The following is a 16,443-nucleotide window of genomic DNA, read 5'->3' as shown; positions in this document are numbered from 1 at the left end:
AATATTGTGGAATGAATGTAGGTGTATGTTATTGATACAAGAACTTCGAACAAAAGAATTTAATAATAGGTTGAAGCGAATACCCTTTACAGCTAAACAACTTTTATCTAAATCGAACAAAATGATAGAAAATCTTCATGTAGTCTACGCAATGACTCATGTAGGCATTTGCGGCGGCGTGAAGGTCATATTTGAGCATGCCAACAGATTAAAAAAAGCGGGTGCGAAGGTAACGCTGGTATCCCACTTCCCACAGCCGTCATGGTTCCCGATTGAGGCGGAATATATCCAGGTTTCGTTTGATTTGGAGCTTGCTAAAGGAATCCCTGATTGCGATCTTATTGTGGCTACTTACTGGGATCATATCCAGGCAAGCATTGAAACAGGGATTGCCCCTGTCGTTTATTTTGAGCAGGGTGATTTCCATCTCTTCGATTATGAAACAATGAATTTTACATTGAAAAATTTCATTCAAATGCAATTTGAAATTGTTCCATTTATCTATACTGTTTCTAACCAGGCCTCTGAATTAATTACAAAAATCTACGGCAGGGAAGCACAATGTTATCCTAATGCTGTAGATGAGACCGTTTTTTCAGCTGAAGGGGAAAAGGTGATTGGAGAGCGTCCGTATTTACTGATGGTTGGAGGGGAAAGCTCCGCATTTAAGGGCATACCTGATATTATTGCAGCCTACGAAAAAATAAAAAAAGAACTGGATATGGATTTGTATTGGATTACCCCAGAACAACCAACTGAAAAGCTAAAAGCCAGAGTTACCAGGGTTTTTGTCAATCCGTCCCAAAAAACAATCAGCAATTTGTATCGTGGTGCAGCGTTGTATGTATGCGGGTCTTCTTATGAAAACTTCCCGCTTCCTCCATTGGAGGCGATGGCTTGCGGCTGTCCTGTTGTAACTACTGACAACCGCGGTTCTCTGGAGTATGCCGTTCACCGGAAAAATGCCTATATATGCAAGATGAAAGACCCTGATGATATGGCTGCTAAAATCGCAGAGGTTTTTTTAAATCAGTCCATAAAAAAGGATTTGATCAAAAATGGATTGTCCACAGCAAAACTATACAGGTGGGAAACGATCATTAATGATATTTATGAATATTATAGAATGATTGCTTCACATAAAATCTGTAACAATCAGGAGGGAAATGAAGATTGGGAAATTGTTGTGCAACCAAAGGATTTTTTTAGGAAAGAGGACTATGCGAAATTTAAAAAGCTTTTGAAGGCCACGAAGGCGAATTTGATAAAAGTGCCGGTCATTTATGATGTTGAAAAAATTCCGCTGTTAGCCAGGTGGGAAGTTATTGCGCATCGGAAAAATGGCGGGGAAGGGTTAACAGAGCATTGTTTTGCGCCTATTAAGCCGTTAAATAAGCTGGAGCTGTTTAATTTTCCTGGATATGGTTCGTTTTTATCAAAGGAGTACGAAAAAGCACTGGAAGAATTCCAGCATTCATATGAACAGACAAACGGGAAAGAAAAAGAAGCAGCTGCCCGATGGCTGATCCTGACTTTGCTGAGATTGCAGAGGAAGCAGGAGGCAAAGAAAAGATTGAATCATTTAAGAAGCCAATATCCTCATAACGCAGATTTTTATTTATTGGAAATGATGGTTTACGAAGATGAAGAAATCAAAAAGTCAAAGCAGGAATTTATCAGAGTATTGGGTGAAGCAACTTCTTGCCCCGAGTTTTTCTTCGATGTTCAGAAGCTGCACACATAATATGAAAAAGTCCTGGCACCATTATTGAGGACAGCAGGCATGGCAATAAACTCTTTTTCTATTGATGGGGTGTTTGAATGATAAGTGTTATTTTACCTGTATATAATGGGGAGAAATTCATAAAGGAAACAATCGGAAGCTTATTGAATCAAACAGTAAGAGATTTAGAGATAATCATTATAAATGATGGTTCTGCAGACCGCAGCGAAGAAATCATAATATCCATTGAAGATGAACGAATCCGCTATTTCAAGCAAGAAAATAAAGGAGTTGCTTCAGCATTTAATGTAGGTTTATCAAAGGCTCAAGGCGATTTCATCACCTTTCATGGCGCCGATGACCTTTCTTTGCGAAACCGTTTTGAGAGATTGCTGGAAGGGTTTGGTGACGATAGCATTGGCTATACTCATTCAGATATGTTGTTAATCTCGGAAACGGGATCACCCTTCGGCTACTGGCAATCCTTCAATATTGCTCCTGATGATATTTATTCTTTCTTTTTAAACGTAGGCACCCCTTTCAACAATGCAAGTATCCTTTTCAGAAAAGAAGCAGTAGAAGGGATTCTTTACGATGAAACGATAAAAGTAGGTTCTGATACAGACTATATGGTAAAGGTGGCCGAACGGAAGTGGATACCATACCATGTCGCTGAACCATTGTATTTATATAGAAGGCATCAAACGAATGTGACCAATCAAAGAAATCAGGAGATCTTATCGCGACATGTAAAAATAAATATAAACGATGAACAGCTCGAAAAAAGCCTGAAAGAGGTCAATCCGATGATGGAATCCGATTATCAAAAGTTATTTGCAGCAAAATTAATTGCCGGGCTCGCACTTTCGAGACGCTGGATGATGAATGAAGCCTACTCTCTGTTTTATGAGGCGATACCATTCATTAAGACAGAGCGGGAGCGGATTTTTTATGAAGCGATGAAGGGGATTTTCGAAAAGGATTATCAGAGGGCTGTAAATCATTTTGGCAAAATAAAGAACCGGAATCATTTGGATGAAAATTATTTAGGAGAAGCGCTGCTTTTTCAAAAAAAATATGATCAGGCGTACCGCCATTTCCTTAAGGCATTGGAAATAGATCCTTCCTACCGTTCGCCGGTACAAAATATTAAATCATTAGGTATGCTGAAAAGCTTGAATGTCATTGATAAACAGATGAATAAATACAAAAAACCCCCTTCTTGAGGGGGTTTTTATCATCCTTAGTTTACTCCAATCCCTTTATAGCTAATTCCCAAACCCTCGATTTCTTTTTTATCAAGGACATTTCTCCCATCCAGGATGAATTTGCAATTGGAAAAACGTTTGAAGTCGAAGTTTTTATACTCATCATGGAATGCTTGAAGGACGATTACTCCTATTTCATTTGCGTTTTCTTTTGTAAAGGGCTTGACACCAAATGATGAAATTTCTCCATCTGTGTATAGTGGATCATCCACATAAACATTGGCGCCCCTTAACTGTAATTCCTTGATAAGCAACAGGGTAGAAGATTTTGTGTGTTCTTTGACGTTTTCCCTGAATGCAATGCCGAGAATCAAGACATTTTGCTGATTAAGGGAACCGGCCGCATCCTCGATTGCCTGTACTGCATAGTTCGCCATCATATCATTTATTTTTCTTGATAATGTGACCAGTCCTTTCTCTAAGCCATTATTAATGAAAAAATAAGGGTAGACAGGAATGCAGTGGCCACCTACTCCGACGCCTGGTGAATGTAGGTGGGAGAATGGCTCGCTGTTTGCTGCTTTAATGACCTCTTTAATGTTTACGCTTAATCGATCCGCATAGACAGCTAATTCATTTACCAGGGCAATATTGACATCACGGTAGACACTTTCCGCCACCTTGGTAAACTCCGCTGTTTCCAGGCTGCTTACTTGCAGAACATCACATTTGAGCGCCTTCTGGTAAAACTCAGTCGCCAGCTGGAGGCTTTTCTCATCAAGGCCGCCGATCACTTTAGGGTAGTTTGCAAGGTCTGCAATGATGCGGTTGGAATAAACCCTTTCCGGGCTATAGCCTAAATAAAAATCAGTTCCCATTTTTAAGCCGGAGATTTGTTCAATTCTTTTACCAAAACGGTTTCGTGTATCCCCGGTTGGCAGCGTGGTTTCAAAGATGACTAACGTTCCTTTTTTGACTCCTTTGCCGATTTCCTCTACTGCTGAATCGATATAGTGATAATACACTTCATTCTGTTCATTTACTAAAACTGGAACAATTACAACAACAATTTCAGCATTGGATACAGCTTCAGAGGTGCGGGTTGTGGCTATTAACGTTTGCCTTTTATGTGCTTCTTCCAACAGTTCTTCCAGTCCTGGTTCCTTGCTGACATGGGAAATTCCTTTATTCACTGTTTTTACAACCTCTTCATTAATATCTGCTCCAAACACACGGTAATGACCACTATTAGCAAAAACCGCGGCGAGTGTAAGCCCGATTTTTCCTAATCCCACAACCGCTATATTTTTCATACGCATATCCCCTTTAGACCACTTATTCAGCGCTGATAAAGCCTTTGTTAAATTGGCGCTGTCACACTTGCTGATTGATTCCGCTAAAAATCGAACATTAACAAAGTAATTAGCTTTAAATATCAAGAGATTGACATCACTTTTTATTTTATGCAGTGAAGGATGGAGGTGTACCGGTTGGAGTGTTACATGAGGGCCCTTAAATCAGAGTCCGTAAATGCCCATTTAGATAAAAAAACAATAAACTTTAACTTTTTTCAAATCTTTTCATAGCTTAATATGAGGCATTTTAGAGATGCGGATAGAGATAAAGTATGTTCAGAAAAGAGGGATTTACATGAGTGTTCATAGCTCAATTCCTGATAGCGTGGTTCTGGGGCAAAACGTTGTCATTGAAAAGAATGTCACTATTGGAGAGAATGTTACGATTGGCCATAACTCAGTGATATTAGAGGGCACAATTATTGGCGATCACGTTTCCATTGGAGCGAATTGTGTGTTAGGGGTAAAGCCTGCAGGAAATAAAAAAATGAGGAAATCTGAGCAATCCTTAAAACCATTGCGCATTGAATCCAATACACGGATTGGCAACCTGGTAACGATTTACGCTAATACCGAAATCCATGAGAATGTTTTTATCGGTGATCATGCCGGTATCAGGGATAATGCCCTGGTAGGCAGCGGCTCGGTGATCGGCAGAGGAGCAATGGTGGAGCTGAATACATGGATAGGGAAGAATGTGACCATTCAAACACTTGCCTATGTCACGGGAGATTCGATCTTAGAGGATGATGTATTCCTTGGTCCATGTGTATCGATGTCCAATGATAAATACATGGGTGCGAGGGAGTTCACTTTAAAGGGTCCGCACATAAAAAAGGGAGCGAAAATCGGCAATAATGCATCTTTGCTTCCAGGGGTAACCGTCGGGGAAAATGCCATAGTAGGCGCTGGGTCCGTTTTGACGAAGGATGCTGCCGCGAATGCGACCTTCGCAGGTGTCCCTGCCAAAAAATTAACTCCTCATGCTGAAGCTGATGGGGGTAAAATCTCATGAAGATTCCGATGGTGGATTTAAAAAAGGAATACGAATTATATGGAAATGAGATAAAGAAATCTGTCCTGGAGGTGCTTGAAAGCGGTTCTTATATCCTAGGTGAGAAAGGGAGGCGATTCGAACAGGATTTGTCGGGTTATTTAGGCTGTCATTATGCCGCTGGAGTTGCAAATGGGACAGATGCCCTGCTACTGGCTCTTGAGGCCCTGGAAATTGGTGCCGGCGATGAAGTGATCACCACACCATTCACTTTTTTTGCGACTGGAGAAATGATTGCACGAGTAGGAGCCACACCTGTTTTTGTCGATATAGAACCCGATACTTATAATATGGATCCCCGAAAAATAGAAGCTGCCATTTCGAAAAAAACAAAAGCAATCATCGTGGTGCATTTGTTCGGAAAGTCGGCTGATATGGATGCCATCATGAAGATTGCCTCAGAAAACAAACTAAAGGTGATTGAGGATGCCTGTCAGGCTATAGGGACAGAGCATGAAGGAACAAAGGTGGGTACGCTGGGAGATATCGGCTGTTTTTCCTTTTTTCCTTCTAAAAATCTTGGTGCATTTGGGGATGCGGGAATCACTGTTACAAATGACCAAACGCTATATGAGCGTTTATGCGAGCTGCGGAATCATGGCAGTAAAGAAAGATATATTCACTCCTATGTAGGGGTGAATAGCAGACTAGACGAAATTCAGGCTGCCATTTTAATTGAAAAGCTAAGTCTTTTGGATATGTTTTTATTTAAGCGGATGTTAATAGCCAGCACCTATACCCTTGAACTCCAGGGTGTGCTGAAAACTCCGCCGTCTTACAATGACAAGCTTCATACCTTTCATCAATATTGCATTGAAACCCCTGCTCGCGATGAGCTTTCTGCCTTTTTAAATGAAAGAGGAATAGCGACGGGAATCTATTACCCAATCCCTCTTCATTTACAAAAAGCATTTAGCCATCTGAACTATAAGCGAGGCGATTTTCCTGTTTCGGAAGCTGCAGCGAAAAATATCCTGGCCCTTCCCATTAATCCAACCATGACAGTCTCGGATCAGCAATTTATTATCTCTATGGTTAAAGAATATGCAGGTGCTTCAACATGAACCTGATCCGTATTGGAGTTGTCGGTACAGGGAAAATGGGGACTTATCATTGCTCGAAACTGAAGCAGATGAAAAATGTGGATTTTGTTGGGGTATTCGATAAAGATTTGAAAAGAGCCGAAGAGATCAGCAGGAAACTGGGTGTTACTGCGTTTAAAAGCTACCAGGAGTTGTTGGAGAATGTAGATGCAGTCGTAATAGCTGCACCGACAAAGCTTCATTTCCTGCTTGTCGAAGAAGCCATCAAGGCACAAAGGCATATTTTAGTAGAAAAGCCTATTACCGTTTCCATGGAGGAAGCCAACCACATCAAGGGACTGCTCAAGGGTCAGGATCTAATCTTTCAGGTAGGGCACATTGAGAGATTTAATCCGGCTGTTCAGCAGCTGGCTAAGTGCATTGACAGGGAAAAAATAATCAGCATTGAAGCAAAAAGGGTGGGCCTTTCAAACAGGATTCAGGACAGTGACGTCATTTTGGACGTGATGATTCACGATCTTGATATTATTTTAGATATCGTGAAAAGCCCTATTGCCCGTGCTTCTGCAGAAGGGGTCTGCGGTTCGGAAACAAATCATTTTGAAACTGTCACAGCATTGCTTTCATTCGAAAATGGAGTAATAGCTTCCGTAACAGCAAGCTATGCATCACATGAGAAGGAAAGAACACTGACCATTCTGGAAAAGGAGAAAGTAATCAAAACGGACTATTTGACCAGGAGGCAAAAAATCGTCCGGAATCGAACAGGCGCTGCCGGTCAACCATTTGAAATTGAATCGGAAATAAGCATTTTGGCAACACCCATTTTGGATCCGCTGCTTGAGGAGCTGGAACACTTTGTCGATTGCATAAGGAAGAAAAAGCAGCCAATCATCGGGGTTGAAGAAGGAGCTGCGGCAGTTGAAGCGGCCTTGAAAATTAAGGGTTTTCTTAAAAAGAACAATTGAATTAAAATCCGTCAGGCATAAAAGAAAAATCCCCGCATAGGAGAAAAACAAGAAGTATCCCCCTGTGCGGGGATTTTTTGATTAGCCAGTATGCCTTTACGGGAATGACCAATTCTTACCCTTTCCTCAAAATTCGATATTCTTTTATATACCAGTCAAGCAAATGTCCAAAATCCAAGGCGATTTTTTTCTGCTTCGCCAGTTCCACACAAATCAAATTAGCCGGAATTCCAGCAGAGACGAAAGCCACATCAAAATCATATTTTTGGGCCTGCTCGAGTACTTCCGGCACTGAGGCAATGCCTGGAACCGGAATGGTGCCAACGATTGAATTGTACCCTTTGTTATTTAAGAAATCTTTTCCGTCCTTTGCCCGGTTTCCGATGAGCAGGACGCGGTAATGGCTCAGCAAGTAATGGAAGCAGGCAGTGGATTCATTCATTTTGTAATTGATCTGGGAGCTTGTGAAACAGGTATCCTTCAATGGCAGTTTGATTGCATTCGCCACGTTATTAAATAACCGTTGATAGGTTGGATATCTTGCTTCGGGGATGCCGACTATATCAGCTTCCAGCAGATTTTGTATTAATAAGTCCCTTTGTTCGTGATTGGGTACGCTGAAGCCGCCTAATGCATATTTCAGCTTTTCATTTTTATTGATTTCGTCTGAAGAAACAAGAATATCATGCGATAAAGCCAAGACTTCCCCGTCCCCTAAACGGATCACGCTCAAGCCCTTTTTTGCGTTCAATGCTTCTGTAATTAAATCCTGAACTTCTTCAGGTGTCTTTAAATCAATCATATCTTCCGAAAGCTTTTTTAATCCTTCTTCTATAATGTCCTCCAAATTGTAGGGGAGATATTGACCATCCTTCAGTTGCTTTTTCACAAGGGCCTCCCCGCCTCTGTACATTGCTTCTGCAGCAAGTGTGCCAATATCCCAGGTTCCAGGATAACCTACTTTGAAAATAGCTTCCCATTGATCTTTCGTAAAAGAATAGGCCAACGCGCAATCTCCTTTCATGATTCATTCTAAACATTATATTAGCTTTATGCTGAAAAGATTCTCTGTGATAGTCCAAACAAGAAGGGGAATTTTCTCATAAGTAATATAAGGAAAGAATTTTTGCGGGAGGTGTAAAATGAAGGTTTTAGTTACTGGAGGTGCTGGTTTTATCGGATCTAATATTGTCGAAGAGTTAATGAGCAAAGGCCATGAAGCGGTTATAGTGGACGATTTGTCTTCAGGCAAGAAGGAGTTTATCCATTCAGGAGCTGCCTTTCATTCGTTAAGCATCCTGGATGATGGGTTGCGGTCTGTTTTTGAAAAAGAAAGGCCAAATGCCGTCATCCATCTTGCTGCCCAAATCAGTGTCCAGAAATCCGTTGAATATTCAAGCTTTGACGCAGAGGTTAATATCTTGGGCACGATAAAAATCGTCGAGCTATGCAAAGAGTTTAATTGTAAATTGATCTATTCCTCATCAGCAGCTGTCTATGGAAACCCCGTATATTTGCCAGTAGATGAACAGCATCCAATCAAACCATTATCGAACTATGGCATCTCCAAATATACCCCTGAAATGTATATTTCTCTGTATTCCCAGCAATATAACCTGGATTATACGATTCTTCGCTATGCCAATGTCTATGGAATCAGGCAGGAAGTGGAGGGCGAAGGAGGTGTCGTCTCTATTTTCATCAAAAAAATGCTTCAAAATGAACCACCAATTATTTATGGAAATGGAGAACAAACACGGGATTTCATTTATGTCGGGGACGTTGTCTCGGCAAACATTGCCGCGTTGGAAAAAGAATGCTGCGGAGTTTTCAACATTAGCTGCAACCAGGCAATCTCCATCAATCAATTAATCGATAAACTGAATGGGTTGCTAAATACAAAGATTGTTCCGGCCCACAGGAAGTTCAGGGCTGGAGACATCGTCCATAGTGTACTGGACAACCGATTAGCCTTGAAAAAATTAGACTGGAAGCCTGTCATTTCGCTTAAGGAAGGCCTTAAAAAAACGATTGAGTATTATCAATCATGTTTATCGAAAAAGGAGTGAGAAAAATACGTGGAGAAATTGAAATTATTACTGATCACGAGGGATTACAGTCGATGGGTTCACGGGAACGCATTTTACCTTCAGGAGGAACTTTCAAAAACGACGAATCTTCTTGTCTGTAATAATGATGGCGATATTCATGACATTCTGAACCATCTTAACTTTGAACCTGACTTCATATTCATTTATTTATTTGATACCCATGCTCCGAAAATTACCGGGCTTGACAAATTAAACATTCCCTATGGAATCTACCTGGAAGATCTCCATCACTACCCGGCCAGGACGAATGAGGCAATGAAACGTGACAATGTACAGCATATATTTTCAACTTGCAGGGATGCCTTTCCTAAGTATTATCCAGGGTTTTCAGATAAAGTTAAATGGTTTCCCCATCATGTAAATACGGAAATTTTTAAAGATTATGGTCAAAAGAAAGAAATTGATATATTACTGATGGGAGCAACGAATTCATACTACTATCCCTTAAGACATAAAATTCTCTTGGCCTATGGCAATAAAAAGAATTTTGTATACCATCCGCATCCAGGGTACAAAAATCTGAATGAGGAGCAATCAAAAAGCGTATTTGTTAAGGAACGATATGCAAGAGAAATTAACCGGGCTAAATTATTTTTCACATGCACTTCAATATATGGATATACAGTCAAGAAATACTTTGAAGTTCTTGCCTGTAATACATTATTACTCGCCCCTTGCTCTGAGGAGATTTTAGACTTAGGCTTATTACCGGGTGTGCATTTTGTTGAAATAGATGAAAAAAACTTTATGGACAAAGCTGATTACTATTTGAAAAATGACAAAGAGCGGGAGGAAATTAGCAGGAATGGATACAACCTTGTCCATAGCATGCATTCAACCTCAAAACGAATACAACAATTAATAGAAATGATTCAAGAGATTGTACGGTCTTAATCAAGGCAAAAAGAAATAAGAGGGGACCATTTCCCCTCTTATTTCTTTCGGTTATTTTTTTTCAAAAAATCATTAAAAAACGATTCATTGAACAAAACCTGCTTGTCATTAGGACGGTATTTTTTTGCCATCTTATTATGTTCAATGGATTTCTCTACATTTCCCAATTCCCAGTGGCATACACAAAGTGCTAGGTGAGGGTACCAGGTAGAATAAGTCTCGTTTTGGAAGCCTGAAGTAGCTACTTTCGTTTGGTAGGCGGTGTCATACCAATAGACAGCTGTCTGATAGTTTTTTTTCGCTTTAAATAGATCTCCTAATCGGCAGGAAGATTCAGGGCGAGGGACATCATAAGCTAAAGTCTTTAAAAGGGCATCCATTTCCTCTTCCTTCTCTCCTCTATGTGCATGGCAATCAGCTAAATTGAGGCATGCTCTGATGTTATCCTCTACCCAGCCCTTTTTACCTCCAAGAAACTCATTATAGTAAATGATCGCCTTCTCATATTGTTTATGATCACGCAATTCATTAGCATAGTAAAATAAGTCCCTAGGGGAAAAATCCTCACCTTTTTTAATTCTATTTTCATAGATTCGTAAATTCCTGTCAGAGGTATTTCCGCTTGATGTTTTTTGATCTTTCTTATGCTCTACTGAAATGTCAGAAGATACGATATGACCGCTGACATCTAGATATTCATGTACAGGGCCTTTCCATTTAAAGTTCCGGCTTCTTTTTACCAGCCGGTTCCTTCTGTAATGGAATGTGGAATTTCCGTATTCATCCCTGAGAATGACATAGATCATTGATACTGCATCAACATTGGAATTCAGTGTTGCTTTCAGTTCTTTGAATTTCTTTTGATCATCTGGCAGCAAAACATCGTCTGCATCAAGCCACAGGATATAATCCTTTGTGGCATTGCTGAAAGCAAAATTTCGAGCTGCGGAAAAATCGTCGATCCATTGGAAGTCGAATACTTTATCAGTGAACTGTTTGGCGATATCCTTTGTTTTATCAGTCGAGCCAGTATCAACAATGACGATTTCATCGCAGATTCCCTGTACACTTTCAAGGCAGTTTGCCAGTACTTCCATTTCATTTTTTACAATCATGCAGAGACTGATGGTGGGCATGAGATACCTCCTATAAAAGATTTCTCCTCATCTTATGTAAAGGGACAAAAATGTGAAACTTTATTATGGATGGTTGTTTGACTATATGTACTTATACCCAGTCCCATTTTTCACATGATAAATATAATGAATATGACTAAAAGACCACCTGAACAAGGAGGGTTAAGATGATTACCTTGTTGGAATACAACCCATAATACCAACACCGATTAATACAGCAAAATACAATAGAATAACATCTCATTTACTAGATCACTCCTATTATTCTCTATTTCATTTCCCCCTTTGAATCAGATGAGAAAACAATTATTCTCTCAATGAATAATGGGATATTGATAGATTAAAGTTAGTACCTAAACAACATACATTTATCGATGGTTAATTATACAACAAATGTTAAATAACAAAATTAAAAGAAAAACCACCGAATCGGTGGCTCTTTCTTTTAAGCTCTTTTTCTATAATCATAGTAGACTTCAGTTTTCTGATCGTTATTGTTTCTATTAGATAGTAGTGAAATTAATACTATTGTAATGACACCTGAAGACATTCCGTAAAGGATTGGGTTCGTAGATGTTAGGCCTTCGAAGAAGAGACCTGCAAGTACCACTACTGTACTAATTAGGATAGAATAAAACCCTGCGTTCGGATGGGCTTTTTTCCAGAAGAAGGTCATGACTAACGGGACAAAAATTGCACCTGAAAGGATAGCGTAAGCTACATCTAGAGCCACTAATACGTCTTGAATCCAGATAGAGAAGATTACTGCAACCACACCAATAACTAGCGTTGTGATCCTTGAAATAGTTAATAATTGCTTGTCACTGATATTTTTTACGAAATATTGTTTAAGGATATCATTAGTAATCAATGTGGATGATGCCAATAAAGTTCCTGATGCAGTTGACATTAGAGCCGAACAAACTGCTGCTAATACGAGGCCTAATACTCCAGTCGGTAAAATGGTAAGCGCCATTGTAGCGAAAGTGGTTTGTGTATCTTCTATATTTGGAAGTAGTACTAGAGCACACATTCCAATAATGCTACCTGCCAATGCATAAGCGATACTGTAAATTCCTGCATAAATGGAACCGTTCCTTGCGATTTTATTCGTTTTGGCTGTGAATACACGTTGCCAAATGTCCTGTGAAACTACCATTCCAAGTGTGTATAACATGAAGTATTGGAATATTTGCTGATAGCCAATGGATGAGAAGCTTAAGTGAGATTCCGGTAGTTTGGATAATAAAGAACTAAACCCATCAACCTCAGAAATACTTATTGGTAGCATGATGAAGAAGATTCCAACGGTCATGACCACAAACTGGATGATATCTGTCATCGTTACGCTCCACATGCCGCCTAGAATGGTATAGAAAAGGACAATACCACCCCCAACCAGCATGGATGTTGTAATATTCCAGCCAAGTATCACACTGATGATTGATCCCATTCCAATGACTTGTGTAACTGCAATCATGAGAGTGTATATGGCAGCTACTATTGCACTGATAAGTCTTGCCTCTGACTTATAGCGTTTTCCTAACAATTCAGAGATTGTCGTCACTTTAAATGCATCGATCTTTTTTACGAAAATAGTACCAAGAAGGATAATTCCAAGTCCAATCATTGTTACAAACCAAAGCCCTGATATACCAAAAACATAGCCCAGTTTGGTCGTTCCAATCGTTGCGGCACCACCAAGTATGACCGCTGATAGGCAGCCTAGATACATAAACATTCCTAGGTTTCTTCCAGCAAGGTTGTATTCTTCAGATGTTTTAGCTTTTTTAGACCCAATAATACCAACACCAATTAATACAGCAAAATATAGTAATACAACAATAGTATCTAGTAATTGCATTGGAAAACCTCCTTTTAATATGAAAAATTGATAACGCTTACATTATCTGGATTCTTGTAAAAGATGTAGTTGTTCCTTTTGTATTTCTGCTTCATATTCTGTTATGGCTTCATCAAGAACTTGAAGTCCGAAATCAATTTGGTCTTGAGTGATAGTCAAAGGTGGAATCATCCGAATCACTTCACCATGATTTCCGCATAGATAGAAGAGAACGCCTTTTTCTAGGCAACGGTCTAATATGTTCAACAGGGCATTCCCATCTGGTTTTCCAGACATAGGATCAATGATTTCAATGCCTATCATGAGTCCAATGGAACGAATGCTTCCAATGACGGAATGTTTAGCTTGTAAATCTAGTAATTTTTGATGAGCATACTGGCCCATACGTTTCGAGTTTTCGACGAGCTTTTCTTCCTTTAAAACTTCAAGAGTAGCCAGGGCTGCAGAGCAAGCTATTGGGTTTCCTCCGAATGTCGTACCGTGACTACCAAGAGGCCATTGCTTCATTAATTCTTTTGAAGCAACCGTAGCGCTTAAAGGGAGACCAGATGCAATTCCTTTCGCAATCGCCATAATATCTGGCGTGACATCAAACGACTGAGCTGCAAACCATTCACCCGTCCGACCAAATCCTGTCTGGACTTCGTCAAAAATGAGGAGAATGCCATGCTTAGTACATATTTCTCTAATTTTCTTTAACCAGCTTTTTGGTGGAACGATGTAGCCACCTTCTCCCAAAACAGGCTCTACAATTACACAAGCAACTTCTTCAGGAGTGACTTGATGATTGAATAGCGTTTCGAAATCCTTTTCGAGCTTATGGATGCAATATTCTTCAGGATTTTCACCTGCTGGACAGCCTTTCACATCTGCATATGGGATTTGATAAGCTAACCCATTAGGTTGAAGGAATTTACGGTATTTGCTTTTGGAAGTTGTCACGCTTAACGATCCAAGTGAACGCCCATGAAAACAACCAATAAAAGAAACGACATACGGTCTTCGCGTTACATGCTTTGCTAGTTTAATAGCTCCTTCAATTGCTTCAGTGCCACTATTAGCAAAAAAGAAGCAATCTAGGCCCTCAGGAAGAACAAGCTTTAGTTCCTTCGCCAGTTTCAGGATTGACTCATACATGATGACACCAGAAGGACCATGCATGATTTGGTCAGCAGCGTCCTTGATCGCTTGAACCACTTTCGGGTGTCGATGCCCTGTATTTGCTGTCGCAATCCCAGATGTGAAGTCTAGATATTTTTTTCCGTCCAAACCATAATAGTAGCAACCCTCTTCTTTAACGACTGGAAGATTGGGATGATCCTTTGCCATGCTAGGTGCTAATAAATCGGACATCTCATTTATTAGATCACTCCAATTATTCTCCATTTCATTTCCCCCTTTAACTCAGATGAGAAAACAATCATTTTCTCTATGAATAAAAGGGATGCAAGTTCCGTGCCAAAATAGTTAGAAAATATTATATTTTTTTATTTTTCTAACAACAGAAGGCTGGCTTATGCCAAGAGCTTTCGCCATATTCACGGTTGTTTTATATTTTTTTCTTGCTTTAATCAATATTTGCTTTTCTAATTCTTCCACCATTTCCGTAAGTGTTCGTTCAGAATCGATTTGAATAACAGGTTGTGACATAGATTCTTTGATATATTCAGGCAGCTGGTCAACGGTAATGAGCGCTGAAGGGGAGGTGACGACCAACCGTTCCATGATATTGACTAGCTCCCGAACATTCCCTTTCCAATCATAATGAAGGAGGTGATGGGTGACAGCTTCGTCCAATTTTCTTTCTCTTTTATATTTCTGTTCAAATTGTGATAGAAGTAGATGGATTAAGGGTAAAATATCCTCCGTCCTCTTTCTTAGAGGGGGAATTGTAATTGGGACAACGTTTAAACGGAAATATAAATCCTCTCTAAAAAGCTTGTCCGTAATGGCCTTTCCAAGGTCTTTATTTGTGGCTGAAATCAAACGGAAATCGACTTTGATCGGTTTAGTACCACCCACTCTATAAAACTGCTTCTCTTGTATGACCTTTAGCACCTTGACCTGATGGGCGAGAGGAAGTTCTCCTATTTCATCCAAGAAAAGGGTTCCGCCATTAGAAAGTTCAATGAGCCCTAATTTTCCATTTCGATTGGCTCCACTGAATGCCCCTGATTCATATCCGAATAATTCAGCTTCAAATAAGGAATCCGGAATGGCACCGCAGTTGACTTCAATGAAGGGACCATTGTTTCTGCTGCTTTTATTATGTATAAACTTGGCAAGAAGTGATTTACCGACTCCCGATTCACCTAGGATCAGAACATTGACATCAACCTCAGATAACTGAAGGGAAGTGCTGATCACCTTTTGCATCGCAACACTATTGGCAATGATCCCACTGTCGTACAATTGTTTACTCCTAAGGAGGCTTAGCTCACTCTTTACTCTTTCCATTTCTTCTTCCATTGTGACAAGGAAGCTCTTTAAGTCCGCTAATTCCGTGATATCGTGAGAGTAGCTCACAATCCGGAACAGGTCGCCATTCTGATCAAATACAGGGATACCCGTTACGAGAAGCTTTTTACCTGTGTTTGTGGTTTGGACAAAGGTGATTTTCTTTTTTTCCTTAATGACCATAGGAGTTAAAATAGGGGTGAACAGACCCTGTGCCTCTAAGTCATAAACCGATTTGCCAATTAAACTATCGGATTCAACACCATAGATTTTTCCTGTTCCTTCACTGATTTTTACAATGATGCCATCTACATTCGTGACCAATATATCATCCTTTAATGATTGAAGAATTCGTTCATTTTCATTCCAATTTTCCTGATGAATCACCATCTAATCGTCCTTTCAGAAATCTTTATTTGAAAAATTATTCAATTTAGAATAGTTATTCATTTTTGAATAATTATATCACCAAGGTACAAAAAAAGAGAAGGTCCATTATACCCTTCTCCGTTAATTCGTCTTTTTTATATATGTATGACTAAAATACAAAGATAAAGGCGGTGCTGCGGCTAAGCCAATGGTATATATCTATTAGACAAAACCATTTCTCTTTGATGTTATATTTACAAG

The 16,443-nt window shown here is 39.8% G+C and carries 13 protein-coding genes; 7 read left to right on the top strand and 6 right to left on the bottom strand.

Annotation, left to right across the window (positions count from 1 at the left end):
* The first annotated feature begins 31 nt into the window (after positions 1-31).
* Both G3O09_RS05690 and G3O09_RS05685 read left to right on the top strand, forming a co-directional pair.
* Positions 32-1,744: a glycosyltransferase family 4 protein gene (locus G3O09_RS05690; RefSeq protein ID WP_163100514.1), complete on the top strand. Its 1,713-nt coding sequence runs from the start codon at positions 32-34 to the stop codon at positions 1,742-1,744.
* A gap of 77 nt (positions 1,745-1,821) precedes the next feature.
* Positions 1,822-2,949: a glycosyltransferase gene (locus tag G3O09_RS05685; protein ID WP_163100513.1), complete on the top strand. Its 1,128-nt coding sequence runs from the start codon at positions 1,822-1,824 to the stop codon at positions 2,947-2,949.
* A gap of 17 nt (positions 2,950-2,966) precedes the next feature.
* On the opposite strand, the gene G3O09_RS05680 is transcribed toward G3O09_RS05685, so the two are convergent.
* Positions 2,967-4,244, bottom strand: a complete 1,278-nt coding sequence (locus tag G3O09_RS05680; protein ID WP_163100512.1) for a nucleotide sugar dehydrogenase — start codon at positions 4,242-4,244, stop codon at positions 2,967-2,969.
* A 337-nt stretch (positions 4,245-4,581) separates the two neighbouring features.
* On the opposite strand from G3O09_RS05680, the gene G3O09_RS05675 reads away from it, so the two are divergent.
* The 3 genes from G3O09_RS05675 to G3O09_RS05665 are packed head-to-tail and all read left to right on the top strand — an operon-like array spanning position 4,582 to position 7,351.
* Positions 4,582-5,301, top strand: a complete 720-nt coding sequence (locus G3O09_RS05675; RefSeq protein WP_163100511.1) for an N-acetyltransferase — start codon at positions 4,582-4,584, stop codon at positions 5,299-5,301.
* Positions 5,298-6,404 carry a DegT/DnrJ/EryC1/StrS family aminotransferase gene (locus tag G3O09_RS05670; protein WP_163100510.1) on the top strand — a complete coding sequence of 369 codons (1,107 nt, stop codon included), beginning with the start codon at positions 5,298-5,300 and terminating at the stop codon, positions 6,402-6,404. Before G3O09_RS05675 ends, G3O09_RS05670 begins: the two co-directional genes overlap by 4 nt.
* Positions 6,401-7,351 (top strand): Gfo/Idh/MocA family protein, encoded by a 951-nt coding sequence (locus G3O09_RS05665; protein ID WP_163100509.1) that lies wholly within the window; start codon positions 6,401-6,403, stop codon positions 7,349-7,351. Before G3O09_RS05670 ends, G3O09_RS05665 begins: the two co-directional genes overlap by 4 nt.
* Positions 7,352-7,466: 115 nt before the next feature.
* Here G3O09_RS05665 and G3O09_RS05660 read toward each other — a convergent pair whose 3' ends face one another.
* Entirely contained in the window at positions 7,467-8,357 is an 891-nt protein-coding gene (locus G3O09_RS05660; protein WP_163100508.1) for a GT-D fold domain-containing protein, read from the bottom strand.
* Between the two features lie 136 nt (positions 8,358-8,493).
* Between G3O09_RS05660 and G3O09_RS05655 the strand changes: the two genes are divergently transcribed.
* Together G3O09_RS05655 and G3O09_RS05650 are read left to right on the top strand one after the other, a co-directional pair.
* Positions 8,494-9,420, top strand: a complete 927-nt coding sequence (locus G3O09_RS05655; RefSeq protein ID WP_163100507.1) for an NAD-dependent epimerase/dehydratase family protein — start codon at positions 8,494-8,496, stop codon at positions 9,418-9,420.
* 9 nt (positions 9,421-9,429) lie between these two features.
* Positions 9,430-10,356: a glycosyltransferase family protein gene (locus G3O09_RS05650; protein WP_163100506.1), complete on the top strand. Its 927-nt coding sequence runs from the start codon at positions 9,430-9,432 to the stop codon at positions 10,354-10,356.
* A gap of 38 nt (positions 10,357-10,394) precedes the next feature.
* Here G3O09_RS05650 and G3O09_RS05645 read toward each other — a convergent pair whose 3' ends face one another.
* The 4 genes from G3O09_RS05645 to G3O09_RS05630 form a co-directional block, all read right to left on the bottom strand.
* A complete protein-coding gene (locus G3O09_RS05645) occupies positions 10,395-11,492 on the bottom strand; it encodes a tetratricopeptide repeat-containing glycosyltransferase family 2 protein (RefSeq protein WP_163100505.1) in 1,098 nt (365 codons plus the stop codon).
* Positions 11,493-11,937: 445 nt separating this feature from the next.
* On the bottom strand, positions 11,938-13,356 hold the full coding sequence (locus G3O09_RS05640; RefSeq protein WP_163100504.1) for a sodium:solute symporter family protein: 1,419 nt from the start codon (positions 13,354-13,356) through the stop codon (positions 11,938-11,940).
* A gap of 42 nt (positions 13,357-13,398) precedes the next feature.
* Complete coding sequence (locus G3O09_RS05635; RefSeq protein ID WP_163100503.1) at positions 13,399-14,742, bottom strand: aspartate aminotransferase family protein; 1,344 nt, start codon at positions 14,740-14,742, stop codon at positions 13,399-13,401.
* Between the two features lie 81 nt (positions 14,743-14,823).
* The gene (locus tag G3O09_RS05630) at positions 14,824-16,203 is read right to left on the bottom strand and encodes a sigma-54 interaction domain-containing protein (protein WP_163100502.1); all 1,380 of its coding nucleotides are present in this window, start codon (positions 16,201-16,203) and stop codon (positions 14,824-14,826) included.
* Between the last annotated feature and the right edge of the window lie 240 nt (positions 16,204-16,443).

Source organism: Peribacillus alkalitolerans (assembly GCF_010882125.1).
Taxonomy (GTDB): Bacteria; Bacillota; Bacilli; order Bacillales; family DSM-1321; genus Bacillus_BN; species Bacillus_BN alkalitolerans.
This window is presented reverse-complemented; position numbering and strand designations above follow the sequence as displayed.

What these genes read in the sequence shown, in the direction of transcription:
- G3O09_RS05685 (WP_163100513.1), top strand. Translation starts at nt 1,822, where the DNA reads ATGATAAGTGTTATTTTACCTGTATATAATGGGGAGAAATTCATAAAG.
- G3O09_RS05680 (WP_163100512.1), bottom strand. Translation starts at nt 4,244, where the DNA reads ATGAAAAATATAGCGGTTGTGGGATTAGGAAAAATCGGGCTTACACTC.
- G3O09_RS05675 (WP_163100511.1), top strand. Translation starts at nt 4,582, where the DNA reads ATGAGTGTTCATAGCTCAATTCCTGATAGCGTGGTTCTGGGGCAAAAC.
- G3O09_RS05670 (WP_163100510.1), top strand. Translation starts at nt 5,298, where the DNA reads ATGAAGATTCCGATGGTGGATTTAAAAAAGGAATACGAATTATATGGA.
- G3O09_RS05665 (WP_163100509.1), top strand. Translation starts at nt 6,401, where the DNA reads ATGAACCTGATCCGTATTGGAGTTGTCGGTACAGGGAAAATGGGGACT.
- G3O09_RS05655 (WP_163100507.1), top strand. Translation starts at nt 8,494, where the DNA reads ATGAAGGTTTTAGTTACTGGAGGTGCTGGTTTTATCGGATCTAATATT.
- G3O09_RS05645 (WP_163100505.1), bottom strand. Translation starts at nt 11,492, where the DNA reads ATGCCCACCATCAGTCTCTGCATGATTGTAAAAAATGAAATGGAAGTA.
- G3O09_RS05640 (WP_163100504.1), bottom strand. Translation starts at nt 13,356, where the DNA reads ATGCAATTACTAGATACTATTGTTGTATTACTATATTTTGCTGTATTA.
- G3O09_RS05635 (WP_163100503.1), bottom strand. Translation starts at nt 14,742, where the DNA reads ATGGAGAATAATTGGAGTGATCTAATAAATGAGATGTCCGATTTATTA.
- G3O09_RS05630 (WP_163100502.1), bottom strand. Translation starts at nt 16,203, where the DNA reads ATGGTGATTCATCAGGAAAATTGGAATGAAAATGAACGAATTCTTCAA.